Below are 25578 nucleotides of genomic sequence, written 5' to 3'. Positions count from 1 at the left end.
ATTAAAGAAACAGCCCACTGCTTAAAGCGGTGGGCTGTGTTGTTTTAAAGAATTGTGACATAATGTTATAGGCTTGCAACAAAGGACTCCTCCATACCCTTAAATTTATGCGATACCTTTTGCATATCCTTTCCGACTTTCTCGTTGAGAATTTTTGCATAAATCTGAGTAGTGGCAATGTTTTTATGCCCTAACATTTTGCTCAAACTTTCTAATGGAACACCCTCGCTTAAAAATAGCGTGGCAAAGGTATGACGTGCTAAATGAAAGGTTACTTTCTTTTCTACAAGGCAGTCAATCAGTTGAGATATTCTCTTTAAGCTGTCATTACAAATCGTATTTGATGGTACGGGAAATACCTTTCCGTCCTTTGACAATCCTGCATATTTTTCAATAATCATTTTCGGAATATCCAAGAGCATCACGTTTGATGATGTAGCGGTTTTCTTTCTTCGTACAATAATCCACCTGTTACCGTCAAAAAAATCTTGGATATTGCTGTTTTTAAGTCCTTTCATATCTGAATAGGAAAGACCTGTAAAGCAACTGAAAACAAACAAGTCTTTAATTAATTCGTCTTTCTTTTTATCGCAGTTGAACGTTACGAGCTGTTCCAATTCATTACGCAATAGATAACCACGATCTTTATCCTTTTTGGTATTCTTGTACTCGCTGAACGGATTAAAAGCAAGATGCTTTCTGCTCATTGCCAATCGGCAAAGCGTTGTAAATCCAATCATATACAGCCAAATGGTGTTGTGTGTTAAACTTTGGTCGTCACGCAGGTAGTAATCAAAGTCCTGCACAAGATCAGGTGTAAGGTCGCTAAAGGACACATCGGAATAGCCGTATTTTGTAAGTGCAAAATTTCGAAGATGTTTCAAAAGTATTTTGTATTTACTGCGTGTGCCATTTACTCGAAGTCCACTGTTAACCTTTTTCTCATAGTCGGATAGGAACTGTTCATAGAATTTGAAAAAGGTCAGTTCTCCGCTTTCCATCCCAAGAACAGCATTTTTAAGTTTAGCACTGTTTACAGCCCCCTCGTTCTTCAGAATTTTGGAATAGCATTCCTCAATACCCGAACGAATTTTGTCAAGTTTGCTGTTTGTGTCTAGGGCTTCTCGGCTTTTACCTAAAACCCTGCCGTACTTCAAATCCCAATTTGTTGCGGAAATATCCAGCTTTGTACTGAATGCAGACTGTTTGCCATTTACGGTTATCCTGCACATAACCGTAACTTTTCCGTTTTTCTTTGGGGCGTTCTTTTTAAGGTAGAACAATACCTTAAATGTTGATTTTTTTGTCGTTTCCATACTCACAATTCTTAATGATAAAATTAAACCTATGTGAGCTACGGAACAATATGAAAAACTATGCAGAAAGCTGAAATACAGTATTTTAAAACGATATTTCTAATATTTAAAAGTAACGTTTTAGTAACCTTACTTTTGCCAAACCTCGCTTTTTCCTGCTTTTTACCTCATTACCAAAAAATTATAAAACGGCTGTAAAGCCTTTATTTACAACCGTTTTGCCTGTTATTAATCTTTGATGTATTTTTACTGAAACTTTATTTTAAAAGATCATCCAATGCTGATTCGACTTTTTCAAAACCAAAAGTGGCTTTGACCTCTCCGAACATACGTTGAATCTGATCATTGCATAGATTTCCAATGCTTCCTTCGTGGGTATGGTTTACCTCTTTTGATGGCTTGAAACGCCCTTCATCAATATCAATGCCGATAGTCCTGTAGGCCTCCCGGAAAGGAACCCCTTTCAGGACCTCATTGTTCACGACTTCAACAGAGAACAAGTAATCGTATTTTGGATCGTCCAGGATATTTTCTTTAACGGAAATGTTTTCCAACATGAAAGTTGCTATTTCAAGACATTCATTGAGGGATTTAAAAGCCGGGAATAAATTTTCCTTTAACAATTGAAGATCTCTATGATAACCAGATGGCAGGTTCGTAGTCATCAACGCAATTTCATTTGGCAATGCCTGTATCTTGTTACAGCGTGAACGGATCAACTCAAAGACATCTGGATTCTTTTTATGCGGCATGATGCTCGATCCCGTAGTTAAATGTGCTGGAAAGGAGATAAAGCCAAAATTTTGATTAATATACAGACATACGTCCATTGCAAATTTAGCCAATGTCGCCGCGATGGAACTCATGCCCTGTGCCAAGATACGTTCGGTCTTACCTCTCCCCATCTGTGCATAAACCACATTGTAATTTAGGTCTTCAAATCCCAGCAATTGCGTCGTCATCGTTCTATTTAATGGAAAAGATGATCCATAGCCTGCAGCAGATCCTAAAGGATTCTTATTACAAACCTTCCAGGCTGCACGCATCATCTCCAGATCATCAACAAGGCTTTCTGCGTAAGCACCAAACCATAATCCAAACGATGAAGGCATAGCAATCTGCAAGTGCGTGTATCCAGGAATCAAAATATGCTTATATCGCTCGCTGAGTTGGATCAATTCATTAAAAAGAGCTTCCGTATTCTGGATGATATGCTGAATCTCTGAGCGGAAGTATAATTTTAGATCGACCAAAACCTGGTCATTACGGGATCTGCCGGAGTGAATTTTCTTACCTGCCTCTCCAATACGCTGTGTAAGCAGCATTTCAACCTGTGAATGCACATCTTCTACCGAGTCCTCAATACGAAAGTCACCGGCTAAAATTTCTTTATAGATATTTTTCAGTTCTTTTTGTACAAGCACTAGATCCTCATCGGTCATCAGATTTATGCTATTCAACATGCGTGTATGGGCCAATGAACCCAAAACATCCGCAGCAGCAAGTTGCAGGTCCATTACGCGGTCATTGCCCACCGTAAACGATTCTACAAAAGAATCGACATCTATATTTTTTTGCCAGATTTTCATTCGTATAATTTCTTTTTGATCCTGTTATTATCAAAAGCCTTTGGTCGGTTTAGCGTTGATTGAAGCTCCTGATAATTCTATCACATACAATTTTTACAAAAATACCAATTGCAAATGGTTATATCAATGCAAAGATTGCATACATTTTGCTCGGACAATTTGATGAAAAACAAAAAATCGGGTGAAAAAAAAGTGCCGTTACAAAAAAAATTAAATGTTAAAAGTTTGTTAAATCGCGATAAACACACATTATAAGTAACCACTCACTTTATTTTTAAAAGTTATTTTGTCAGTTTTTTAAGTATTCCTATGTTTGTAGTGTAAGGGAGATGAAAAAATAGAAGATGGTAAGGTTAGTAAATACTTACCGCTTTAAATACACCGAAATTTCAAACCAAATATGATAGACCCCAAAGTCTTAAAACTTGAAAGAAATTACCTAACCAATTGTGAATCGAAATTTAAAGGCACGTCAAACCAAGATGTGCCTTTTTTCTTGTGCTGCTTATTTTAGTGTTTTCAAAGCTGTAATCCATTCGCTACCAATCGATGGTTTATTGTATATTTTTTGTCAAGTAAGCGGCAAGAGGTCGAACCAAATTTCTCTTTTAATTGAAATTTTGGCTATTTTTGTTTGACATAATTGAGAATATTCAACATAAAACGTATACGATGGGAACAGAAAGCAAGAGACAGCAACGTTTTGCTGGGGTGATTCAACAGGATTTAGCAGCATTATTTCAACGCGAAGGTAATTCATGGGCTCCTGGAGCATTTATTACGGTTACACGGGTTCGTGTTACGCCGGATTTAGCAATTGCCCGCGTTTACGTGAGCTTTTTAAACACAAAAACGGCACAGGAGGATATTAAGGCCATTCGTTCCAAAACATCTGAAATACGCTACAAATTGGGTGCAAAAATTAAGAACCAGGTAAAGATTGTTCCTCAATTGGAGTTCTTCCTCGATGATACCAACGAATATGTTGAACACATGGATAAACTATTTGAAGAAATAGGCAAAGAACCGCGTCAACCAGAATAATGCCATCTATCGTAGCATGTTAAATAACCATGGTATTTGAACTGGATACTAAAAGGCTGGAGTTTCCACACCCAAGCTATGCAGAAGAAGATGGTTTACTCGCCGTAGGTGGAGATCTTTCGGTAGATCGTTTGCTACTGGCCTATAGTAACGGAATTTTCCCGTGGTTCAGCGATGATAGCCCAATACTTTGGTATGCCCCAAACCCCCGATTTGTGATCGATCCGTCCAAGATAAAGATCAGCAAGAGCATGACGAATGTTCTCCGGAAAAAAACATTTTCCTTATCGATAGACCGCAGCTTTAAAGAAGTCATTCAGCTTTGCGCGACTATGAATAGAAAAGATCAGACTGGAACCTGGATAACACAGGACATGATCGAAGCATACAGTAATCTTGCTGAGCTAGGTTATGCACATTCGGTGGAAGTTTGGCAAGATAGTATACTGGTTGGGGGGCTTTATGGTGTGTTAATCAATGGCGTCTTTTGTGGCGAAAGCATGTTTTCAAAAGTGGCCAACGCTTCGAAAGCGGCCCTGATTTATCTCGCCCAAGAAATTGAACTTCGGTTAATTGATTGCCAATTTCACACGGATCATTTGGAAAGCATGGGCGGAGAATACCTCTCCTTGACAGATTATTTAGCAATACTAACAAAAGACCAAAGACATGAGTAGTCTCTATCGTAAACATTTTGACATCGCTTCAGCGGTAACTTACCTCACCACACCAGGATCCGGCTTACTTTCACGTGAAACAAAGGCCTGGCGTGCAAAAAGAGACCAAGATTTCTTTGACTCGAACACCACCTTACGCGAACAGCAAGGCGCAACTTTAGATGCCTGTCGGGATACGCTCGGCAAATTTTTCAATTGCCCTTCCCAAAATGTCTTCTTATCAAGTTGTTTTTCCTTTGCCTTCAATGCGCTATTGGCAGGTTTACCAAAACAAGCTAAGGTTTTATTACTGAATAATGATTATCCTTCCGTTAATTTTCCGACGATATTAAGTGGTTTTGAACACCAATTTGTCACGATGGACGAACAACTGGAAACGAACTTATTGGACACAATAGCAACATTCAAACCAGATGTCCTTATCCTTTCTATTGTTCAATATATTTCGGGGTTAAAAATAGATCTATCCTTCATACAGGAATTAAAGCATCAGCATCCCGAGTTGTTGATTGTAGGCGACGGCACCCAATATTTAGGGACGGATCTTTTTGATTTCGCACTTTCGGGCTTTGACGCCGTATTATCAAGTGGATACAAATGGCTTATGGCAGGCTTTGGTAATGGTTTTGTTCTCCTAAGCGAAAGACTCAAAGCGATGCTTTATGCGGATATCCAAAAAAATTACAGCTTCCTCAACAATCAATGGATGAATAAATCTGTGGTACAACTCTGTTTTGAACCAGGGCATTTGGACACCCTGTCCCACGGAACGCTACAGCAGTCTCTTCTTCAATTGGAGGAATGGGGATTTGCCGAAACAGTGGCCTATACCCAAAAATTGATCGAAGATGTCCGCGCTGAACTTGCCGACAGAAAACTGTTATTGGACAGCATCATCAATAGACGTCCGCAGAGCAATATTTTCAATATTCAGATCAACCCCGACTATTATAAAACTCTCCTGGATGAGGGTATAAAATGCTTTCCCCGAGGTTCGGGCATCCGTGTCGGATTTCATTTGTACAATGATCACTCGGATCTTGAAAAGCTACTATATATTATTGACACAAAAGTAAAGTAAACATGAAATTTAGAATAGGCGACTTAGTACGGTTTGTCGATGAACCCATTGAAGGGCATATCACATCCATGCAGCCCAACGATATTGTAGGCGTTACAGACGACACTGGTTTTGAGATTCCGGTGCCAATGGATAAAATCACCCTTGTCTTCGGTAATATGCGTCGCGCAGATGATGAACTTGACCAGCATGCGACACCACTGACACCACATCGATTTATCGAAAAAGGAATACTTTTGGCAATCTCGGGAGATCACAAAGATGGACTTGCCAAATTACATATCATCAATGAAACCAGCTTTGAGCTCCTGGTATCCGTATCTGAAGCGACAGCGAATAAAGTGAAAGGTATTTTCAGTAATAAGATACCGCCGCACGACTCTATGCAGTTTTATACAGGCAACTTTGCAAATGTTGGGAAATGGCCTACCTTCCGTTTTCAGATCATACGGCATAGCGGCAGTTTGCAGGAACTGACCTCACCAATCAACAGGGAACAACGTGTACGTCCTGTAGATCTTACTAATCCAAAAGTCCTTAACGAAATTTTGGATGAAAAAATATGGTCCTACGAACTGGATAAGATTGAAGAGGATTTAGGACTGGACAAGCTGAAAAGTCATTTCGTACCGCATCGTCCAAACAAAAAATAAGCTAGATGAATTTCATCTAGCTTATTTTTTGTTTGGCAAACGGCTTTATTTTATTCAGCTGTCGCAGAAACCTTCTTGGTACTCAACAATAATAGTAAGATTCCAATCAAATAGACAATCCAGCCCCAGCGCATGTGTAAGGATTTAGAAAGCAATTTATCGGCAAATCCCCAACCGAAATAATTATTGATTTTAAACCAGACAGCTGTTATACTCAACAAGTACCAACAGGCGGCTAATCGAGTCATCCATTGATAAGCTCGAACTGCACGAACAAAAAATAAAAGGGCCGTCACCCCCAGAATAAGTAATGTAATAAAGAATAAATAGGCATCTACCTGATATAAATTCCAATTTCCTTTAATAGGCACTTTTAAGAACGGCGTCATGCTGGACAAAAAAGAAATGACTAGTCCAACGATGGCAAAGTATTTTTTGATAATAATCATGATTCAAATTCCTTTAAAACTGCTACGAATATAAGTTGAATATTGACACATATATAACTTGTATTTCACTTTTTGAAAAATTATTCTATTTTTAAGCGCAATTAACGCTTAGAACAAATAAAAAATAAAGCTAATCAAAAGACCATCAAGCATTTATAGCCTTTTTTTTACTTGTTTAAAAGAGATGAGTATAATTTTTAGCATTAAGCCGAATAATAAACATGAAAAGAGAAGTTGAAGAAATCGCTGCGGAACAACCTGCACAGCCAAATAAAAAGAAAAGGGTATATATCATTATTGGCGTCGTCCTATTGGTTATCCTAGCGGGTGGCGGATATTACAATTATAGCCAGCGACAAGCTTTCGACGGCTTGCAGGTAGATAGCGCTGCTACGGCTGCCGTCGGATTTGACAATGCCGATCCCAAAGACCTGGAAGATGCTGATGGATGGAGTTCATTAGAGGACTATCAACATTGGAATAATGCAATCTTCACTCTTCCGGAATACGACAACATCCCATTACGCTATAGAAGGGGGATTACAAAGATATTTATGGGTAATAACTACCTAGAACCTGTAGATGATAAACCTATATACAAGTTTACTCGGATAAAAGATCGGGCTAAATCTGTTTTCTGCTATGGGAACTTTACAGATCGCAACGATTCTGACAGTTGGAATAAAGAAATGGCTTTCCTAGTAGAAAAGAACGACTACCAGAGCAGTGCCATCTGGATTATATCGGCAAAAGGCGATATTTTATTCTGGAAGGAATATTCAAGCGAACTGCCACTCATCAACAGCTTCAAAAAGGGACAGAAAATTTTTATGGATGAGATGAAGTTAGTGCCCGCTCCTGCCGATGGAATTATTGTCAAGAATAAAAACTCCAAGTACGCATTGATTTACAATAAAAGCAGCAAGACCTTCGACAGCTATTACCAATATAGCGATAGTGAAATTCAAGAAGCTACTACTTCTGAAGAGGAGCCTTATGTAGAAGAATTGGAAGATGTCACCATCGACTCTGCAAGGACAAATACGGGTACTAAAGAGTAGTTTATCGTATTTTATAGCTTAAAATTTTCGTCACGACAGATCGTGACGAAAATCATTTAGCACCGAACAACAACATAATAAACTACAATACAATAACTTAAATAAAAAAAACAGCTATTTAAAATCTTTCTAAATTAATCCCTTTGACAGATTTTTGACACAAGCACAAAGCTTTTAAGCTACATTTGTACCGTTAAATATAAGCGAGGGATTAGAGCTTTGAAAAATCTTAAAGTATTAGCGTTTACTCATAAACATGTCGAACTAAAAGATCTAGGTAATCTAGTGATCTGCAATGAGGATTTAGAAAGTCGTCTCATCAATCTAAAGCATAGCCTAGACATTCCGGAGATCTTTTATATTGGTACTTGTAACCGAGTAGAGTTTGTATTTTATGGTGCTCACGAATTGACCCATGAATTCATTGCTGATTTTATGGGAAAATTGAACTTCTGTGTACCTCAGGAAAGACTACAATGTTATTTAGGACAGGTCAACAAATACGAGGGTATGGATGCTTTAAATCACCTGCTTCGGATGTCATGTTCTCTTGAAAGTCTTGTTGTTGGTGAAAAAGAAATTTTGGCACAGGTACGTCGCGCATATGATCGTTGTAGAGAAGCCGGTTTTACTGGAGATTTTCTACGTCTGATGATGGATCGTCTCGTAAAAACAGCTAAAGAAGTATACACCTATACTAAAATTTCCAGAAACCCAATTTCCGTTGTCTCTCTTGCCTACCGCAAATTGCGCGAACTAAAACTGGTTGAAAACCCTAGAATCATCATCATCGGTTCTGGAGAAACTAATCAGAATTTAGCGAAATATTTCCAAAAGAACCAAAAAGCGAAGTTCGTTATTTTCAACCGCACACTGGAGAATGCAAAGGCCCTAGCTGAAGAATTAAATGCTGAAGCTTACCCCTTGGCTGATATTGATCAGTACAAAGAAGGTTTTGATATTCTGATTACTTGTACAGGTGCGCCTACCTCCATTATTGACAACACACTTTATCAATCGTTATTAAATGGAGAGACTGATAAGAAGATTATTATTGACTTAGCCGTTCCGAATGATGTTGATGCTGAAGTTCTCCAAAATAATCTGATTCATTATATCGAAGTAAGCAGCTTACAAGCTATTGCGGAGAAAAACATCCAAGAGCGTTATAATGAATTGGAGAGTGCCGAAAAGATTATCCAGGACAATATCCAAGAATTTTTACCTTTAATCAAACAGCGACGTGTAGAAGTTGCTATGCGTGAGGTTCCTGAAAAAATTAAAGAAATTAAATCATTCGCTCTAAATGAGGTTTTTGCCCAAGAGGTTCAAGCCCTAACTCCCGAAGCGAGAGAAGTTTTGGAAAAAGTCATCAACTATATGGAAAAGAAATATATCAAGGTTCCAATGGTTATGGCGAAAGAAATTTTGGTTAAAACTCCAGAAACGGAAAAAAACTAAAAAACGATCCCTAGTTCTTGAATGGATTCTGCTCCCCTCCTACGGAGCTATCCTTTGACTGTTTCCTTTAAATTTCGGTTTATCAATTATTTCCTGACATATAATGACAGTAACGTGTCAACATATTCCTTTCATTTATTTATTTTTGCTTTGATAAATGGTATTAAACACATTTTTCCGAAATTGTTCATTTTCCGGGGCTCAATTGAATTAAAACACATTCTGTGCTAGTTGAATACGTAGCTACCGGTGGAACATCTTTGTGATTGTTTTAATAGGTAAAGTAAAATTAACGTGAATAGAAAACTAATTATTGGTACCCGGGGAAGCGTTCTTGCCATGTGGCAGGCAAATTTTGTAAAAGATCGATTGGCAGAAATCGGAATTGAAGCAGAATTAAAAGTCATTAAAACACAGGGTGATATCATTCAACACCTTCGTTTGGATAAATTAGAAGGCAAAGGATTTTTCACTAAAGAGCTTGAAGAGGAACTTTTAAGTGGCACCATTGATTTAGCTGTACACTCACACAAAGATTTACCTACGGTCAACCCTCCAGGATTGATCATTGCAGCGGTTTCTGAGCGCGAAGATCCAGCTGAATTATTGATTATCCACAAAGATTGTGTGGATATCAAAAAACGTCTTTCATTAAAGCACAATGCGACTGTTGGAACATCATCTAACCGTAGAAAAGCGCAGATCTCGGCACTACGTCCTGATCTAGAATTTGACGATCTCCGTGGTAATTTGCAGACAAGAATCCAGAAACTACGTGATGAGCAATATGATGCCATAGTACTTGCAAAGGCAGGTATTAGCCGTATTGAAATGGATATTACAGATTTTCATGTCGAGGAGATTCCTCCCGTTGAAATTATCCCGGCACCAGCGCAAGGGGTACTTGCTATTCAGATCCGTGAAGTTGACAAGGAACTTTTTGACGCTTTACAGCCCTTGAACAATGAAGAAGTAGCACAAACAATCTCCGTAGAACGTTTGGTATTAAATAAATTTGACGCAGGATGTCATGCGCCACTTGGCTGTTATTGCCGCAAAAGCGGTGATGAATATGAAGCTTGGGCCTCTATTGCTGAAACAAGTGAAGATTTCCCTGACCGTGTTTACCTTAGAGATACCGATGCGACACGTTTAGCGGAGCGCATTTTCAATAAGTATGCAAAGGATAGAAAGCTGCCACAATCTGTATTTATCTCCCGAGAGGTAGACGAAAATTCCTATTTCGCAAGAGCAATGGCCAAACACAATATTACTATTGAGGGCCGCTCTTTGATCAAAATATTCCCTATTATCAATAAATTGGATCCTTTTATCCTAAAACACGTTGATTGGATTATATTTTCAAGCAAAAATGGTATTGAGCACTTTTTCAATTTAGAGCCTCGTTTGAGCAAAAAGACCAAGATAGGTGTCATTGGCCGCGGATCGGAAGAGATTTTGCGTAAATATGACCGCGTTGCTGATTTCTCTGGCGACAGTGAGGGTATCAATATGGATGAAATTGCGAAGAAATTTGCTGAATTGGCCAATGGTGGTACCGTCCTTATTCCACGTGCGAAAGAATCTTTGGAAACGATCCAAAAAGCATTAAGCTCAGAGACGAAAATCATCAATATACCGGTATACGAAACTGTCTTAGAAGAAAATGTAGATCCATCCAATGCGGAGGTATTGGTCTTTACCAGTCCAAGCAATGTGGAAGCTTATTTTGCGGATAATTTATTGGAACCGGGCCAGAAAGTAATTTGTATTGGTCGCTCTACCGGTGCAAAGTTTGATGAGATGAATGTCCCTTATACACTTCCTTATTCTCCAGATGAAATAGGCCTTTCTGAAGCCGTTTTTGGATTGGAGTATTAGAATCGTATAAAGTAGTTTGTATTTCAACGTCGGTAAACGATTCCACTGACTTTGAAATAAACAACATAGATCATAAATAATCTTAATATAATGTTACAACGTCCGAGAAGAAATCGTAAATCTGCCGTGATTCGCGACATGATTCAAGAGACACGTTTAGACGCGTCAAATTTGATTTTCCCACTTTTTATCGTCGATGGGCAAAATCAAAAAACTGAGGTTAAATCGATGCCTGGCATCTATCGCTATTCAATAGACAATCTATTGAAAGAAGTGGAAAGTTGCCTAAAGTTGGGCTTACGCTCATTTGATCTTTTCCCTAACATTGAAGAGTCCTTAAAAGACAAATATGCTACAGAAAGCTACCGTGATGGAAGTTTATACTTACGTGCGATTGCAGCCGTAAAGAAAAATTTTCCGGAAGCTTGTATCGTAACGGATGTTGCTATGGACCCTTACAGCAGTGATGGGCACGATGGAATTGTCGAAAACGGTGAGATCCTAAACGATGAGACATTAGAGGTATTGGGCAAGATGGCTTTGGCACATGCGCAATCAGGTGCAGATATCATTGCTCCATCAGATATGATGGATGGTCGCATCGGTTACATCCGTGAGCTATTGGACCATAATGGTTTTACAAACGTTTCTTTGATGTCCTATACGGCAAAATATGCTTCGGCCTATTATGGTCCTTTTAGAGATGCCTTAGGCTCGGCGCCCAAGCATGGCGATAAAAAGACCTACCAGATGAATCCTGCCAATGCAAAAGAGGCGCTTATCGAAGCACAGCTCGATGCACAGGAAGGAGCAGATTTTCTGATGGTAAAACCAGGACTTCCCTACTTAGATATCGTTAAACTTCTTGCAGACAACTTCGATCTGCCAATTGCGGTATATAATGTCAGCGGAGAATATGCGATGTTAAAGGCGGCTATTCAAAACGGCTGGTTAGACGAACGTGTCATTCTAGAAACGTTATTGAGCTTCAGACGTGCTGGCGCTACTGCAATCTTATCCTACCATTCCAAAGAAGTATTGGAGAAAGGTTTTATTTAACAACTTCCAAATTATCTTCGATAATCGGAATATAACTAACAGAAGCTCGGGAATTCATTTCCGAGCTTCTGCTTTTTTTAAAATATTATTTAAACCTTTTTATTACATTGCGGTCAAACAGAAAATTATAATCCACCTTATTATGTTAAAAAGTATTATAATCAGCAGTTTCCTGTTATCGGCTCCTTCCGTACATGAACATACATTTTACTCCTTTTTAGAAGGCAATTGGATTGCGGCCAACGCTAAATTGAAATCAATCATATTTAATAAGAATGGCGACGCCTTTTTCACCTTTTCAAATTCAAACCATCAAAGTCCCCCAACTTCAGTTCATCAAAAAGTGGGCAATTTTGCAATATTAGATAGCAAAAAATTCAGTGGGTACTTTTTTAGTCCAAGCCTTTTTGGAAAATATAATGATAATAAGACGGCTTTTGAGATTGAAATTAAATCGGCCAATGAGATTATCCTGTTTGTCAATAAACAAGAAATACAATTGCTAAAAAAGGAAACTATTACTCAATTTAAATAGCTAATATCAGGCTATTATGGATTCCTTACGTTTCTATGAGACTTATCTTCTCAAAAAAAGATAACTTCGCATTCAAATACATAGACTATGCAAGCACCTGATATTTCAAGAGCAAAATCTGCTGAGCTATTTGAAAAAGCAAAACAATATTTCCCTGGAGGCGTAAACTCTCCTGTTAGGGCCTTCAAATCCGTATATGGTACCCCATTATTTATTGAACGTGGCGATAAGGCGCATCTTTGGGATGCGGACGGCAATGAATTCATCGATTTTTGTTGTTCATGGGGTCCCCTAATTTTAGGGCACAATAATGATCAAGTTCGTGAAGCAGTAGCGGCACAACTCGGGAAAGGCTTAAGTTTTGGCGCTCCTACTGCGTTGGAGAACCAACTAGCTGAGTTGATTATCGAAAACAATCGATTTATTGAGAAAATTCGCTTTGTCAGTTCTGGCACCGAGGCTGTAATGTCTGCTATCCGTTTGGCTAGAGGCTATACGAAACGTGATAAGATCATCAAATTTGATGGCTGTTATCATGGGCACTCCGATTCTCTTTTGGTAAAAGCTGGTTCTGGCCTGGTAACCTTTGGTGAGACATCTTCGGCCGGTGTACCTAAAGCATTTGCAGACGAAACCATTGTTATCGAATTAAACGATAAGCAAGCTTTAGAAGCTGCTTTTGCAGAGTTTAAAGATCAGATTGCGGCAGTTATCATTGAGGGTATACCTGCAAACAATGGCTTATTGTTGCAATCTAAGGAGTATGTTCACTTCTTACGTAATATCACCAAAGAACATGGTGCAATGTTGATTATGGATGAAGTGATCACAGGATTCCGTGTTGGTTTTGAAGGTGCTTCAGCTTACTATGATGTACAACCTGATATTATTACCTACGGTAAAATTATTGGTGGCGGAATGCCTGTCGGTGCTTATGGAGCCTCAAAAGAATTGATGGCCTGTATATCTCCTGATGGTGCAGTTTACCAAGCAGGAACTTTATCCGGAAATCCAGTTGCTATGGCTGCCGGCATTGCTGCATTGGGTATCTTGGCTCAAAAGGATTTCTACACAAATTTAAATGCCAAAACAGAGGCTTTCGTCAATGATATGCGTACTTATATTGCCGAGAAAGGATATAAAGTTCAACTTTTCCATGTTGCTTCTATTTTTTGGTTTGCATTTACAGAACAGCAAGAAATTAAAAAAGCGAGTGAAATCGATCCTAAATCGATGGAATCTTATAAAATTATGCACCGCGAGTTGTTAAATCGCGGCGTTTATTTTGGCCCTTCAGGCTATGAAGTAGGTTTTGTTTCTGATGCACATACAGCAGCGGATCTTGACCTGGCAAAAAAACATATTTTTGATGCGTTGGACATTGTCTTTAGCGCATAAAAATCAAACTACTTTAAAAAAAGCCCTCTAGTATATTACTGGAGGGCTTTTTTTATAGGTTAGTGGAAGTTTCGGTTTGAATCAACGTACTTATTAAAGTTTGTTTGCCAACTTCTTATCTTTGGATTTCATCTTATTTAATCCGGCGATAAGTTCATCCAACGAAAACTTACCTTTGATATCCATAAATACACTTTCATCTTCATCATCATGGACCAATAAAGAAACCCGCTGAATGACATTGTTCTTATCAATACGAGCATTTAGCGAAATTTCCTGGCCATCGGTGTTAATAACCAGAAGTTCCTCAAATTTATTTTTCTTTAAAAACTTATGGTAATCGTCCAAAATACGCGCATTCTTTATTTTATCATTATTTGACAGTGTCAGCATTCTGAACTTCTTCAATTTCTTTACAATTTCGGCCATTGCACGAGTATCTTCATCATTATCATCCTTTAAGGCTTTTTTCATAAAGGGTTTTGTTAACCACATCGGTAAATTAATCGCAACAATCTCAGCATCGTCAGATACATTAGACCGACTGACGAAGTCCATATTGGACGCTTTTTTTATCATGCATGATTGCATGGAGAAAAGAACGCCAACTAGGCACAACAAGGTTAGTAATCTTTTCATAATTTTCTACTTTTTGTTGTTATCTCCTTTGTTCTTATTCACTTTATTATTCCCTTCGTTGACCAAGCTAGTCACATCTTTCAACGGTATAGCCCCGTCCAGGATCATAAATAGGTTTTGCCCATCTCCATTGATTGTAAGTAACAGATTGTTTAGGATATCGGCATTTGCGGACATATTTTCTACCATGAATCGGATATCTTGTCCATCACTGTTGAGTGACATAAGCTCTTCATATTTTAAATTAGACACCGCCCCCCGAATAATACCTGTTAAAGCTTTATCTTCTCCATCCTCAACAATCAGCATCCGCAACGATTTAACATTCTTAAGCAGTGGTGTAATTGTCTGCATATCCTCATCGTCTATTTTCAAATTACCCAATAGTTTGAACATCGGCGCCCCAATCTTGAGTGTCGTTACACCTTTCTTTCCTTGATATTGTTCAAAAAGTTTATCCAATTTTGAAATTTGTGCATTTGCCATACTTGCTACAAGTAGAAGGCAAGCTATTAAAAAACCTTTCATTTTATTTTAGTTAATCGTTATTGACATTTGTTTTATATTCATTGCTTTATCTACACCATTTTCCAGATTATTTGCCAGTAAGCCCAAAGATTTTAGGGTCAGTTCAACAGCTTCCTGTTCATTCACGACAGGTTTCCCATTCAAAACAACATAATCTGCCCGGTAGGACTCTTCTGTTGTCAATTCCGAACTTTCAGTCACGACTTCTTTCTTCACTATCCAATCTTTGGCCTGTTTTTTTACTTTTGGACGTTTAAAAGTTTCTGCTGTTCGCATCGCCTTTCCACTGTCCTCCGCACTTACCTCATCATTAAGTTTGGGAGCTGTTATTTCTATATTTTGATCGTCAAGCAGCTTCTTATCGGCAGGCTTCGACTCACTCATTTCTTTTTTGGCGAGCACAGGTCCTTGTATTGCTGATTCCTGATTTAGGAATAGTGCAATTCCAATAGCCATTACCAACATGGCTGCTGCTGCATATTTTATCCAGCTATTATTCCACCACACAATACGTTTCTTATCATCATTGATCTCACTTTGGAAGTCCTCAAAGGACCAGTCCATTGTCTTATTTTTTTCCTGATTCAATGATTGAAAAAAAGCATTATCCGAGTTTTTCAATACTCTTTCTTCCTCTAATGACGACTGGCCATTAAAGTACTTCTCTTCCAATTCTTTTAATTTCTTATCTTTCATCACTGTATATCTTATTTTCAAAGAAGATGAAACAATCGGGTTTATTTTTTACCTGAATAAATCCGCGTGGTTTCATAATCGAATAATTTTGTCAATTGTTCTTTTACCTTCTGTCTTGCACGCATCAGATTAACTCTGACTGCTGACTCCCCCATCTCCAATACTTCACCGATTTCATCGATGTCATAATCCTCAACATCGCGCAGATGCATAACAAGCCGTTGTTTTTCGGGAAGAGAATTGATCATCTCCAGAATAATTTCTTTCGTATTCCCAACGGTATGTTCGGTCATCGCAACAACCTGATGCTGTTCAACAAAATCCGCCCGGACCTTATCTCTTTTTAAACGATTGAGTGCTTCATTTTTCACACTCTGCATGCAGAAGGCTTCCATATTTTTGTATTGAAGCAACTGATCTTTTAATTGCCACAACCGCATCATCACATTTTGTACCGCATCAAAAGCCTCGTCATCATCAATCAAGATCCGTTTCGCAAAGCGAAATAGCTTATCCTTATGGATGAAAACGGTATTTTTAAATTGCTCTTGATTCATGTTATCGTCAATATTGAGACTTACTCTATTTTAATTTTTAATCGGCTTATGCTCCATCTCAATATCACCCGTGCCTTTTATATAATCAAGACATTTCAGCAGATCGATTTATTACATCTAATATGACTATTTTTTAAAAAATATTTAATTCATTGTGTATTAAACTTCAATGAGTAGCCCAAACGGCCTATTTTTAACCTTATTACAAACAAAATAGGAACATAGACTGTTACTTAAGATGCTGAATGATTAAAAATTTAAACAAAAAAATTATGAAGTATTACAGAATTACAGGTATTACTGCTGCAATAGCGCTATTGGTAGGCGCTATTGGGTGTAACAACTCTTCTACAAAAAGTACAGGTGGAGCTGACTCAAGCAGCAGTATCGACACAAATACTGCACAAAAAATGGACTCAATCACCGTTAGTCCTATTGCAGACTCGAAAGAATTTCCTGGAGCTGATCTGCAGATTGCCTCGATCACTGCAGAAAAGGTAGGAACAGACTCCGCAAAAGTAACTGTAAAATATGCGATTAAGAATTTCAAATTGACTGAGATGACCGATGATGCCCATGCTGCCCATATGGCAAATTCGCATGATGGCCAACATATCCATTTTATTTTAGACAATAAACCTTACACGGCTCTTTACAAACCCGAGAACTCCGTAACAGTACCGTTAAATTCGGAACATTACCTGCTCTCATTTTTATCAAGATCCTATCATGAATCCATAAAAACCACTGAAGCTTCTAAATTGGTAAAATTTAAGATTGATGCAACGGGTAAATTGACGACAGATGCAACACCAAAGGAACCATCACTTTTCTATTCGCGACCTAAAGGTGAGTATAAAGGAGCTGAAACAAAAAATCTCCTGTTAGATTTTTACGTAGTCAATACCAAACTTGCTCCAGACGGCAACAAGGTAATTGCAGATATCAATGGCCAGACATTTACATTGGACAAATGGGGGCCATATGAGATAAAAGGGCTGCCAATGGGCAACAATAAAGTAAAATTGACTCTAGTGGATAAGGATGGTAATGCTGTTACTGGAGATAATGTTTCGGTAGAACGTGATATCAAACTGTCTGAAAAATAAATTGAGGGCTGTCCTAAACACAAAAGAGTCGCATTAAAATGTGACTCTTTTGTATTTAGGACAAACTTTGAGCGACAAAAAGACATTGTCTTTATTCCTCTTTGATTAAGGCAGTTTGTCAAAATCAATTTTCGGTGCATTATTTTTATTTCGGAATTCAAACTTACTTCCTGGCTTAACAACGTCATTAAAGAAACCACCATTTCTAAGGAAGTATCCGTTTTTGGTAATGCCGCCGATTGCATCAATGCGTTGATTTGCACGATACGTATTATCGACACTGAAAGAAGCCTCCTGTACAGCTTTCCATTGTCCATCATAGACCCATTGATTGCCAAACTCAACCTTTCTACCCAGGTAGCCTTGATTAGGACTAAAGTTCTCTAAGAAACTATGGAATCGTTTCAGGTAGGTGTTTGTCTGCGGACGTTTGAAGCTTGCGATCACATTCCATGCATTCTCTTCGGGTACAAAAAACCAAGCCGTATAATCAGTATTCCCTTTTCCATCGGGCACGCCTTTCAAGAGAAACTTATAGGTTACCCCTGCTTTCCAAAAGTACTTACGGTAACTCTGTCCGCCTGACCCTTCATTTCCAAACTCACCCGAATGCACATCCTTTCCTTTTTTTAGTAGATGGATTTTTTGCTCATCTGGAATACTTTTCGGATCATCTGTGTGGAATGGACTCCAGACGGAAAATAAGATACGTCGCTCGGTTTCTGAATTAACCTGTATACCAAAGTAGCCTTCGCCAAAACCATTCGCCATAAAATAGGAACCAACTTTATCTTCTCCTTGAGGGACGGTTACTTCGTTATAATAGTAACTAACGTTACCCTCCGTAGGAACAGTATAATTGAGATGACAAGAAGGGCCTCTTCTGGACCAATAGTAATACTCAGGATCATTGGAAAATAGAAGACCTTCCGAAGCCGCTTCGCCGCTCACAAGCAATTCGGTTACATCGGCAAAATTGCTTCCCGATTTACTTAAGCCTTTTAAATTAACCTGAACGTAACCGGGCGATTTTACATCAATCGACAGAGGCGCTGTTTCCGACAGCTCAATACTTTCCACATTCACGATCGTCTTTTTTCCTAAAGCGTCTACTGCTATTTTGGATTTTCCAGCATCGTTTTTTGCCTTCAGTTTCAAAGTCAATTTCCCCGCCTTTTGAGCCCTAAAATAAACCGATACCACTTCCTGATCGCTTGACCATTTTACAAGGCCATTACGACCGGAAATTTCCGCTTCACCAGCTTGTCCTGCGGTAATGAAAGCATTCCCGGCAAGTGGTACGGCATAAGTCTTCCCTACTGTTTGCGCTATACTGCTTATCGAAAGACAGGATAAAGCTCCCATAAAGAGATACTGGATAAAGTGTTTTCTTTTCATACTTTATTTTTTTTATCAATTTATATATCAAACCTAGGCTAGTTATACTACCTGCGGTTATTAATGCTTGCCATGCATTCGAGATGCTGCTATACTCGAATACTTCACGAAACCAAACTCCTTTAGTTGTTCTGAAACTCAATTTATCAGCTATCTTTCTGTTGCACTTTACTATTGAATAAAGATGGTATCGGTTTGTGAAACTGGATTATTTGATGAAGATAAGGCTTAGATTTACAGAAAAAGAAAGGAAATGTATATCAATCGATTGTGTAAAAAAACAGCAATAATTGACCATTATTCCTTTCCATTTAAATGAACTATTATAAAATGAGATGTGTATTTTAACATTTTAAAAATACGATCTAATCTTTTTGTGTATTTTTAAGATCAGAGTCCCCTTTAATAAAAGCTAAAATTGCAAGCTCCATGGACAAATCGGCTGATAGCACATCAAAACGTATCTTAGGACAAAAACAAATCTCCATATTGATCCATGGACTCGCCTGGCTTATTTTCTTATCCTTTCCAGTATTATTTTTTAACAACGGTCAATTGGAAATTAAGGAAATACTTTTTGCGCCGGCATTTTGGATTTTCACAGGCTGTTTTTTAATCCTATTCTATGTCAATGCTTACCTGCTAATTCCTTATGCGATAAGAAAACGAAAATTTATCAGTTACGGAATCTCCATTATTTTGACAGGCTTGTTATTAGCCTGTTATCTTCAGCCCTTCGATCGCTTGATGCATATTGGACGTCAGCAATTACCTACCCCTGGAGAAAGAGAATTTTCGTCTAGGCATCACCCTGATTTTCCACCGCCGCCATCTGCTAGGCATTCCCCAGACCGAGGTCCGGGGCAGACCCCGGGACAACGGCCACAACCCATCGATATTGCTTCCGTGTATATTTTCCTGTTAACCATTAGCCTTGCCGCACTCTATAGAATCGTAACCTACTGGATGGAAACTCAGCAAAAGATGCAATTGGTCGAACAAGACCGGATGAAGGCCGAACTTTCCTTCTTAAAAGCCCAGGTCCACCCCCACTTTTTATTCAACACCTTAAATAATATTTATGCATTAGCATTGACCAACGATGATGCCGTCGCGAGTAGTATTCATCGTCTTTCGCAATTAATGCGTTATTATATGGATGAACGGCATAGTGATACGATTGACATCAAGATCGAAATTCAGGCTATACAAGATTTTATCAATCTCCAAAAGCTACGCACTGGCCCAAATTGTTCGATCAGTGAACACTATGCGGGGCTAGAACACCCTAAAACGATACACGCATTTGTGTTGCTTCCTTTTGTTGAAAATGCGTTCAAATATGGATTAAGCACAATAGAGCCCTCCCAATTAAGTTTTGAAGTCATTCTAACGCCAACATCCTGTGTATTAAATGTAAAGAATAGCATAGCTACACAGTCAACCGAACAACACCGAACAGGAACAGGTCTTAAAAATGTTAAACGTCTATTGGAACATTTTTATGCCAACAAACATCGCCTGACGATCCAGCAGGAGGATCATTCTTTTTTCGTTCAGCTTATCCTTTACATTTCTTCATAAATTGTTTCTATATTAGGCTATACGATTATATATACAAAAGCAGTTTATCTTAATTTAATCGATGTTAACTTGCATAGCTCTTGACGATGAACCCCTGGCTCTTCGTATTATTTCGACGTTCACAGCAAAGCATCCTGCTATACAGCTTGCTGCAACCTTCAGTAACCCCCATGAAGCGAAGCTATATCTCGCCAATAACAGTGTTGATTTGATTTTTTTGGATATTGATATGCTCGAGATCAATGGTATTGATTTTGCAAAGAACTTAAAACCAAGACCTTTATTGATTTTCACCACAGCACATAAGGAGTATGCGATAGATGGATTTGAACTTGATTCAGTAGACTATCTTCTCAAACCATTTGACTTCGTCCGTTTTGAACGGGCCATCGATAAAGCGATGACACGTTCAGCTACACAGAGCCATCGCCCCTTTTTAATCGTGAGTGTAGAATATCAACGAATCAAGATCTATCTTGACGAAATTGAGTGCTTGGAAAGCATGCAAGATTATATCAAAATACACCTTATACACGGAAAAACAATATTGACTCTATCGACAATGAAAGCCATGCTCGAGCGTTTGCCAAAAAATCAGTTTATCCGTATCCACCGCAGCTTTGTTATCGCAGTCAAACACATCATTACATTTTCACAGCGTAAAGTACAATTACCCAACTTCACATTGAAAGTCGGCGATGGTTACTATAATGAGGTTATCCAATGTCTACGTGATTCGTCGATGCAATAAGCCTCTTTATCGTTACTTAACATTATTTTACATCTCCGTCTATTACCTTGCTTCCATAAATAAAAAAGAAGAGATATGGAACGCAAAAATTTTATAAAAACCCTATCATTGCTCGCATTTTCAGGGCCAATGGTCTGGGCAGCTTGCAAGAAAGACGATACCACATCAATTACAGATGAGGGCACTGACGTAAATGTCGATTCAAGCTGCAGTGTAACACCTTCGGAAACCGAAGGGCCTTTTCCGACAAAAACACCTTCAAGTTATGTCCGATCAGATATACGCAAAGGTGATGGTATTGGGGCGAATATGCTCGGTTTAATTACCATTGTTAATACAAACAATAGCTGTGCGGCACTAGAAGGAGCTTTAGTGGATATTTGGCATTGTGATGTGGAAGGTAACTATTCCCAATATGGCGGAACACAGATGCAATCCAGCAACTACCAGTCTGTCAATTGGTACCGCGGTAGACAAGTTACGAATGCCAATGGACTTGTTTCTTTCCAAACCATCTTTCCGGGCTGGTATCAAGGTCGAGCAACACATATTCACGTTCATGTATATGATGCTACAGGTAAATCGCTATTAGTGACGCAAATCGCCTTTCAAGATAGTCTGTGTCTTGAAGTCAATAACACAGGTTCTTCTTATGGTTACAAAAAAGGTGTTTCAGGATATACCTATAATGCCAATGACAACGTATTCAGCGATGGTGTTACCAAAGAAATGTCTACGGTCACAGGATCCTTATCTGAAGGTTTCCAAATGAAAATGACGATTCATGTTAATGCTTAACAGCCTGATCATGCAGGATATTAGAATCTATATCGCGGAACAGCGAGGGGAAACATCAATCGGAACACATTTAGTCAGGAGCACACTCAATTATGGCTCTTTTGCTGCTCCTCACCGGGAGGCTATTGGCCGGTTGCAACAAGTCAATAGCTGGCAAGTCGCGCTTCAAGAGACTTTGGAACTCCCGACCAATCAGGATACAGTCTCATTTTTGATTCCTTTGGTTGGGGATCTACTCGTGACGATGGATGGCCAAACCTATACCGTTCCTGTCGGAACAATCTTAGTACACAATTTTGAAAATAATACGGCAATTCACATAAAGGCATCATCCGAAGTTGGGGAGCCTGCGATCTTTCAAGAATTTGTGCTTAATTCGGCAATAAACACTCCTACACTACCTCATATTGTGAATCTTCCACTTTCATCTTCGTTTGAGAAAAACAAGATGTATCCTGTAGGCACCGACTTAGCTACTGATTTTCAGTTCTACTTCGGTGCATTTGCCGGAAAACATGATTTTGAATTACAGATTGGCCAAGACCAAAAAAGCGCATTTGCATTTGCATTAGATGGTAATTTTGAAGTTGAAGAACGTATTCTTTATCCATCTGATGGTCTTTATCTACCAGATTCAAAAAATTTAGACATCGAATGCTTATCGGCAACTGGCCTTTTGGTGGTTTTGTGTTTCTAACGGAATAGATTTAAAAAACGATGATTTCCAAAATAACGACCACGATAAACATAAAAAAGTGAAGGGTCTACCCTTCACTTTTCCACACGATGTTAATAAAATGTTGAAAACCTCATTTCGCTTTTAAGGTGATCCCTCAAGTTACTCACAACTTGTTGATATTGCTGTTTAATATTTTAAAAATGGCTAAAAACCAACGCTTTTCAAGTTTAATCCTGTACGCTCGTCTAAACCGAACATTAAGTTCATATTTTGTACAGCTTGACCAGATGCTCCTTTCAGCAAATTATCGGTCGCATTTAAAATAAGGAGCTTATTTCCGTGCTTTTCGAGGTGGATAATACTTTTATTTGTATTAACGACCTGTTTGAGGTCAATATTTTTAGGACTGACATGTGTAAAAGGGTGAGCGGCATAATAGCTGTCATACAATGCGTAGGCCTGCTCTTCAGACAAATCGGTGTCTACATAAATTGCCGAAAAAATTCCGCGGGCAAAATCGCCACGTTGAGGAACAAAATTAATTTTTGCAGCAGCACGTTCCAACAATGATCCGTCTGACACCGGCAAAAATCCCGCTTGTAGCTGATCCAAGGACTCTGAAATTTCCTGCAAATGCTGGTGTTCAAAAGATTTGTAAGCAGAAAGGTTATTGTTACGCCAGGAGAAATGCGTTGTTGCACCTGGTTTTTGTCCTGCCCCTGTTGATCCAGTCGTTGCATTAACATGGATTTGATCAGGTAATAAGCCTTTACTCGCTAATGGCAATAAAGCCAATTGGATATTTGTTGCAAAGCATCCTGGATTAGCAATATACTGAGCCGTTTTGATTGCCTCTTTGTTTAGTTCCGGAAGCCCATACACGAATTGTTGACCTTGGAAAGCTGTATTCGCACGAAGACGATAATCTTGTGAGAGATCAATAATCTTCACGGATGCATCGATTGGATTTGCATCTAAAAATTTGCGTGCATCACCATGACCAACACATAAGAACAATACATCAATAGCTGAGTGAAAGTCCGAAGAGAAGGTCAATTCAGTATCACCAAATAGATCATTGTGAACTTCATATAACTTATTTCCTGCATTGGAAGCGCTATTAGCAAATACGATTTCCACCTCAGGATGATAAATCAATACACGTAATAATTCACCACCAGTATATCCTGCCGAACCAATTATTCCTACTCTTATCATTTTTTTGAATTTAGAATTTAGGTATGCGTTATCACCTATCATGCCATGTACTTTTTCTTATCAAGTTTACTTTAAGAAAAAATACATGGCATAAAACACGGCTTATTTTTTATTCACTTTGTGCCAAATGATGGTTTGATTTCCAAAAATTTTGGAGAAACCTTTCACATCGTCACCTGTATAGCCCTTATTCATTTCACCATAGCTGCCGAATTTATTGGACATCAAATCGTGTTCAGACTCGACACCAATGACGACAAAACGGTATGGGTGAAGTTCAACAATCACTCGGCCAGTCACTGTTTCTTGTGAGGATTGCAAGAATGCTTCGATATCACGCATAACGGGATCGTGCATTTGGCCTTCGTGCATATAATTTCCGTAGAAAGCAGCGATTTGATCTTTCCAGGACAATTGCCATTTAGTTAAGGTATGTTTTTCTAAGGCATGATGTGCCTTGATTAAAATGACAGAAGCAGCGGCTTCAAAACCCACACGGCCTTTGATACCAATGATTGTATCACCAACGTGGATATCACGGCCAATACCGTATGGTTGAGCTATTGTCTGTAATTCTTGAATCACTCTAACGGAAGCCATTTTCTCACCATTTAATGCAATAGGCTCTCCTTTTTCAAAATCGATTGTAATTTGTTGCGGCTCTGAAGAAGTCACTGGAGTTGGCCATGCCGACTCTGGTAAGTATTGGTTGGATGTCAATGTTTCTGCTCCACCAACAGAAGTACCCCAAAGACCTTTATTGATGGAGTATTTTGCTTTTTCAGCAGAATACTCTACACCATGCTTATTCAAATATTCTATTTCGGCTTCACGCGACAATTGTAGATCACGGATTGGGGTGATAATTTCCACTCCTGGAATCAGGGTCTGGAAAATCATATCGAAACGTACTTGGTCGTTTCCTGCACCTGTAGATCCATGAGCAACACATTCAGCGCCAATTTTCTTTGCGTAGTTTGCAATTGCGGTTGCTTGGCATACACGCTCAGCAGATACTGACAATGGATAAGTCGCATTTTTTAACACATTGCCAAAAATCAAAAATTTAATAGTTTCGCGGTAATAGTCTGCCGTTTCGTCTATAGCTGTATGTGATTTCACACCTAAAGCATAAGCACGTTCTTCAATATTTTTTAATTCTTCATCCGAAAAACCACCTGTATTTACAACTACGGAATGAACTTCTAAACCTAAATCTTGTGTAAGATAAATACAACAGAATGAAGTATCTAATCCGCCACTAAATGCTAAAACTACTTTTTTCATTAGAATGTTATTTTATGAGTGTTTGTTTTCAACGGCTGATTTAAGCTCGTTTCACTCGGTTTTTTATTATTATGTTGAGAGAACCTTGAACTGATCTTGTTATTACGAACATCTTCAGTTACCTGTTACA

The 25578-nt window shown here is 38.6% G+C and carries 25 protein-coding genes; 15 read left to right on the top strand and 10 right to left on the bottom strand.

Going from position 1 to position 25578, the window contains the following annotated elements:
* Positions 1-65 precede the first annotated feature (65 nt).
* Together A9970_RS01350 and argH are read right to left on the bottom strand one after the other, a co-directional pair.
* A complete protein-coding gene (locus A9970_RS01350) occupies positions 66-1316 on the bottom strand; it encodes a site-specific integrase (RefSeq protein ID WP_182981030.1) in 1251 nt (416 codons plus the stop codon).
* A 257-nt stretch (positions 1317-1573) separates the two neighbouring features.
* On the bottom strand, positions 1574-2905 hold the full coding sequence (gene argH / locus A9970_RS01345) for an argininosuccinate lyase (protein WP_075990928.1): 1332 nt from the start codon (positions 2903-2905) through the stop codon (positions 1574-1576).
* Positions 2906-3577: 672 nt separating this feature from the next.
* On the opposite strand from argH, the gene rbfA reads away from it, so the two are divergent.
* Genes rbfA through A9970_RS01325 form a run of 4 tightly spaced genes read left to right on the top strand, consistent with a single transcriptional unit; the run spans position 3578 to position 6360 of the window.
* Positions 3578-3949, top strand: a complete 372-nt coding sequence (rbfA, locus tag A9970_RS01340; RefSeq protein WP_088160129.1) for a 30S ribosome-binding factor RbfA — start codon at positions 3578-3580, stop codon at positions 3947-3949.
* Positions 3950-3978: 29 nt separating this feature from the next.
* Positions 3979-4626 carry a leucyl/phenylalanyl-tRNA--protein transferase gene (gene aat, locus A9970_RS01335; protein ID WP_182981029.1) on the top strand — a complete coding sequence of 216 codons (648 nt, stop codon included), beginning with the start codon at positions 3979-3981 and terminating at the stop codon, positions 4624-4626.
* Positions 4619-5707, top strand: a complete 1089-nt coding sequence (locus A9970_RS01330) for an aminotransferase class V-fold PLP-dependent enzyme (RefSeq protein WP_182981028.1) — start codon at positions 4619-4621, stop codon at positions 5705-5707. The genes aat and A9970_RS01330 overlap by 8 nt, the downstream gene beginning before the upstream one ends.
* A gap of 2 nt (positions 5708-5709) precedes the next feature.
* Positions 5710-6360, top strand: a complete 651-nt coding sequence (locus tag A9970_RS01325) for a hypothetical protein (RefSeq protein WP_159731357.1) — start codon at positions 5710-5712, stop codon at positions 6358-6360.
* A gap of 50 nt (positions 6361-6410) precedes the next feature.
* Here the strand turns inward: A9970_RS01325 and A9970_RS01320 are convergent, their stop codons facing one another.
* A complete protein-coding gene (locus A9970_RS01320; protein WP_153848143.1) occupies positions 6411-6809 on the bottom strand; it encodes a hypothetical protein in 399 nt (132 codons plus the stop codon).
* Positions 6810-7030: 221 nt separating this feature from the next.
* On the opposite strand from A9970_RS01320, the gene A9970_RS01315 reads away from it, so the two are divergent.
* From A9970_RS01315 to hemL, 6 genes are all read left to right on the top strand, one after another.
* A complete protein-coding gene (locus A9970_RS01315; protein WP_182981027.1) occupies positions 7031-7870 on the top strand; it encodes a hypothetical protein in 840 nt (279 codons plus the stop codon).
* Positions 7871-8089: 219 nt separating this feature from the next.
* Positions 8090-9331, top strand: a complete 1242-nt coding sequence (gene hemA / locus A9970_RS01310; protein ID WP_153848145.1) for a glutamyl-tRNA reductase — start codon at positions 8090-8092, stop codon at positions 9329-9331.
* 294 nt (positions 9332-9625) lie between these two features.
* Positions 9626-11212: a hydroxymethylbilane synthase gene (gene hemC, locus A9970_RS01305; RefSeq protein WP_182981026.1), complete on the top strand. Its 1587-nt coding sequence runs from the start codon at positions 9626-9628 to the stop codon at positions 11210-11212.
* Positions 11213-11302: 90 nt separating this feature from the next.
* Entirely contained in the window at positions 11303-12271 is a 969-nt protein-coding gene (gene hemB, locus A9970_RS01300) for a porphobilinogen synthase (RefSeq protein ID WP_070561999.1), read from the top strand.
* A 142-nt stretch (positions 12272-12413) separates the two neighbouring features.
* Complete coding sequence (locus A9970_RS01295; protein ID WP_182981025.1) at positions 12414-12806, top strand: hypothetical protein; 393 nt, start codon at positions 12414-12416, stop codon at positions 12804-12806.
* Between the two features lie 87 nt (positions 12807-12893).
* The gene (hemL, locus tag A9970_RS01290; protein ID WP_145327153.1) at positions 12894-14204 is read left to right on the top strand and encodes a glutamate-1-semialdehyde 2,1-aminomutase; all 1311 of its coding nucleotides are present in this window, start codon (positions 12894-12896) and stop codon (positions 14202-14204) included.
* Between the two features lie 93 nt (positions 14205-14297).
* Here hemL and A9970_RS01285 read toward each other — a convergent pair whose 3' ends face one another.
* Genes A9970_RS01285 through A9970_RS01270 form a run of 4 tightly spaced genes read right to left on the bottom strand, consistent with a single transcriptional unit; the run spans position 14298 to position 16624 of the window.
* Positions 14298-14843 (bottom strand): DUF4252 domain-containing protein, encoded by a 546-nt coding sequence (locus A9970_RS01285; protein ID WP_075990917.1) that lies wholly within the window; start codon positions 14841-14843, stop codon positions 14298-14300.
* Positions 14844-14849: 6 nt separating this feature from the next.
* Positions 14850-15371, bottom strand: a complete 522-nt coding sequence (locus tag A9970_RS01280) for a DUF4252 domain-containing protein (protein WP_120333165.1) — start codon at positions 15369-15371, stop codon at positions 14850-14852.
* A 6-nt stretch (positions 15372-15377) separates the two neighbouring features.
* The gene (locus A9970_RS01275) at positions 15378-16067 is read right to left on the bottom strand and encodes a hypothetical protein (RefSeq protein WP_182981024.1); all 690 of its coding nucleotides are present in this window, start codon (positions 16065-16067) and stop codon (positions 15378-15380) included.
* A gap of 41 nt (positions 16068-16108) precedes the next feature.
* Positions 16109-16624 (bottom strand): RNA polymerase sigma factor, encoded by a 516-nt coding sequence (locus A9970_RS01270; RefSeq protein ID WP_075990914.1) that lies wholly within the window; start codon positions 16622-16624, stop codon positions 16109-16111.
* Between the two features lie 272 nt (positions 16625-16896).
* On the opposite strand from A9970_RS01270, the gene A9970_RS01265 reads away from it, so the two are divergent.
* Positions 16897-17733 (top strand): hypothetical protein, encoded by an 837-nt coding sequence (locus tag A9970_RS01265; RefSeq protein WP_145327155.1) that lies wholly within the window; start codon positions 16897-16899, stop codon positions 17731-17733.
* A gap of 105 nt (positions 17734-17838) precedes the next feature.
* On the opposite strand, the gene A9970_RS01260 is transcribed toward A9970_RS01265, so the two are convergent.
* A complete protein-coding gene (locus A9970_RS01260; protein ID WP_145327156.1) occupies positions 17839-19131 on the bottom strand; it encodes a DUF3472 domain-containing protein in 1293 nt (430 codons plus the stop codon).
* Positions 19132-19560: 429 nt separating this feature from the next.
* Here A9970_RS01260 and A9970_RS01255 point away from each other — a divergent pair, with 429 nt between their 5' ends.
* The 4 genes from A9970_RS01255 (at position 19561) to A9970_RS01240 (ending at position 22961) form a co-directional block, all read left to right on the top strand.
* A complete protein-coding gene (locus A9970_RS01255) occupies positions 19561-20715 on the top strand; it encodes a sensor histidine kinase (RefSeq protein ID WP_088160116.1) in 1155 nt (384 codons plus the stop codon).
* 61 nt (positions 20716-20776) lie between these two features.
* Positions 20777-21466, top strand: coding sequence for a LytTR family DNA-binding domain-containing protein (locus A9970_RS01250; RefSeq protein WP_075990910.1), 690 nt, complete (start codon positions 20777-20779; stop codon positions 21464-21466).
* Positions 21467-21541: 75 nt separating this feature from the next.
* Entirely contained in the window at positions 21542-22264 is a 723-nt protein-coding gene (locus A9970_RS01245; RefSeq protein ID WP_075990909.1) for an intradiol ring-cleavage dioxygenase, read from the top strand.
* Positions 22265-22274: 10 nt separating this feature from the next.
* Positions 22275-22961: a hypothetical protein gene (locus A9970_RS01240; protein ID WP_145327157.1), complete on the top strand. Its 687-nt coding sequence runs from the start codon at positions 22275-22277 to the stop codon at positions 22959-22961.
* A gap of 186 nt (positions 22962-23147) precedes the next feature.
* Here the strand turns inward: A9970_RS01240 and argC are convergent, their stop codons facing one another.
* Positions 23148-24161 carry an N-acetyl-gamma-glutamyl-phosphate reductase gene (gene argC, locus A9970_RS01235; protein ID WP_145327158.1) on the bottom strand — a complete coding sequence of 338 codons (1014 nt, stop codon included), beginning with the start codon at positions 24159-24161 and terminating at the stop codon, positions 23148-23150.
* Positions 24162-24263: 102 nt separating this feature from the next.
* Entirely contained in the window at positions 24264-25448 is a 1185-nt protein-coding gene (gene argG / locus A9970_RS01230) for an argininosuccinate synthase (protein ID WP_182981023.1), read from the bottom strand.
* Positions 25449-25578 lie beyond the last annotated feature (130 nt).

The organism is Sphingobacterium sp. UME9, assembly GCF_014170215.1.
In the GTDB taxonomy this organism is placed as follows: Bacteria; Bacteroidota; Bacteroidia; order Sphingobacteriales; family Sphingobacteriaceae; genus Sphingobacterium; species Sphingobacterium paramultivorum.
Note: the sequence above shows the minus strand (reverse complement) of the source record. Positions and strands in the feature narration are given on the sequence as shown.

What these genes read in the sequence shown, in the direction of transcription:
- A9970_RS01350 (WP_182981030.1), bottom strand. Translation starts at nt 1,316, where the DNA reads ATGGAAACGACAAAAAAATCAACATTTAAGGTATTGTTCTACCTTAAA.
- argH (WP_075990928.1), bottom strand. Translation starts at nt 2,905, where the DNA reads ATGAAAATCTGGCAAAAAAATATAGATGTCGATTCTTTTGTAGAATCG.
- rbfA (WP_088160129.1), top strand. Translation starts at nt 3,578, where the DNA reads ATGGGAACAGAAAGCAAGAGACAGCAACGTTTTGCTGGGGTGATTCAA.
- aat (WP_182981029.1), top strand. Translation starts at nt 3,979, where the DNA reads ATGGTATTTGAACTGGATACTAAAAGGCTGGAGTTTCCACACCCAAGC.
- A9970_RS01330 (WP_182981028.1), top strand. Translation starts at nt 4,619, where the DNA reads ATGAGTAGTCTCTATCGTAAACATTTTGACATCGCTTCAGCGGTAACT.
- A9970_RS01325 (WP_159731357.1), top strand. Translation starts at nt 5,710, where the DNA reads ATGAAATTTAGAATAGGCGACTTAGTACGGTTTGTCGATGAACCCATT.
- A9970_RS01320 (WP_153848143.1), bottom strand. Translation starts at nt 6,809, where the DNA reads ATGATTATTATCAAAAAATACTTTGCCATCGTTGGACTAGTCATTTCT.
- A9970_RS01315 (WP_182981027.1), top strand. Translation starts at nt 7,031, where the DNA reads ATGAAAAGAGAAGTTGAAGAAATCGCTGCGGAACAACCTGCACAGCCA.
- hemB (WP_070561999.1), top strand. Translation starts at nt 11,303, where the DNA reads ATGTTACAACGTCCGAGAAGAAATCGTAAATCTGCCGTGATTCGCGAC.
- A9970_RS01295 (WP_182981025.1), top strand. Translation starts at nt 12,414, where the DNA reads ATGTTAAAAAGTATTATAATCAGCAGTTTCCTGTTATCGGCTCCTTCC.
- hemL (WP_145327153.1), top strand. Translation starts at nt 12,894, where the DNA reads ATGCAAGCACCTGATATTTCAAGAGCAAAATCTGCTGAGCTATTTGAA.
- A9970_RS01285 (WP_075990917.1), bottom strand. Translation starts at nt 14,843, where the DNA reads ATGAAAAGATTACTAACCTTGTTGTGCCTAGTTGGCGTTCTTTTCTCC.
- A9970_RS01280 (WP_120333165.1), bottom strand. Translation starts at nt 15,371, where the DNA reads ATGAAAGGTTTTTTAATAGCTTGCCTTCTACTTGTAGCAAGTATGGCA.
- A9970_RS01275 (WP_182981024.1), bottom strand. Translation starts at nt 16,067, where the DNA reads ATGAAAGATAAGAAATTAAAAGAATTGGAAGAGAAGTACTTTAATGGC.
- A9970_RS01270 (WP_075990914.1), bottom strand. Translation starts at nt 16,624, where the DNA reads ATGAATCAAGAGCAATTTAAAAATACCGTTTTCATCCATAAGGATAAG.
- A9970_RS01265 (WP_145327155.1), top strand. Translation starts at nt 16,897, where the DNA reads ATGAAGTATTACAGAATTACAGGTATTACTGCTGCAATAGCGCTATTG.
- A9970_RS01260 (WP_145327156.1), bottom strand. Translation starts at nt 19,131, where the DNA reads ATGAAAAGAAAACACTTTATCCAGTATCTCTTTATGGGAGCTTTATCC.
- A9970_RS01255 (WP_088160116.1), top strand. Translation starts at nt 19,561, where the DNA reads ATGGACAAATCGGCTGATAGCACATCAAAACGTATCTTAGGACAAAAA.
- A9970_RS01250 (WP_075990910.1), top strand. Translation starts at nt 20,777, where the DNA reads ATGTTAACTTGCATAGCTCTTGACGATGAACCCCTGGCTCTTCGTATT.
- A9970_RS01245 (WP_075990909.1), top strand. Translation starts at nt 21,542, where the DNA reads ATGGAACGCAAAAATTTTATAAAAACCCTATCATTGCTCGCATTTTCA.
- A9970_RS01240 (WP_145327157.1), top strand. Translation starts at nt 22,275, where the DNA reads ATGCAGGATATTAGAATCTATATCGCGGAACAGCGAGGGGAAACATCA.
- argC (WP_145327158.1), bottom strand. Translation starts at nt 24,161, where the DNA reads ATGATAAGAGTAGGAATAATTGGTTCGGCAGGATATACTGGTGGTGAA.
- argG (WP_182981023.1), bottom strand. Translation starts at nt 25,448, where the DNA reads ATGAAAAAAGTAGTTTTAGCATTTAGTGGCGGATTAGATACTTCATTC.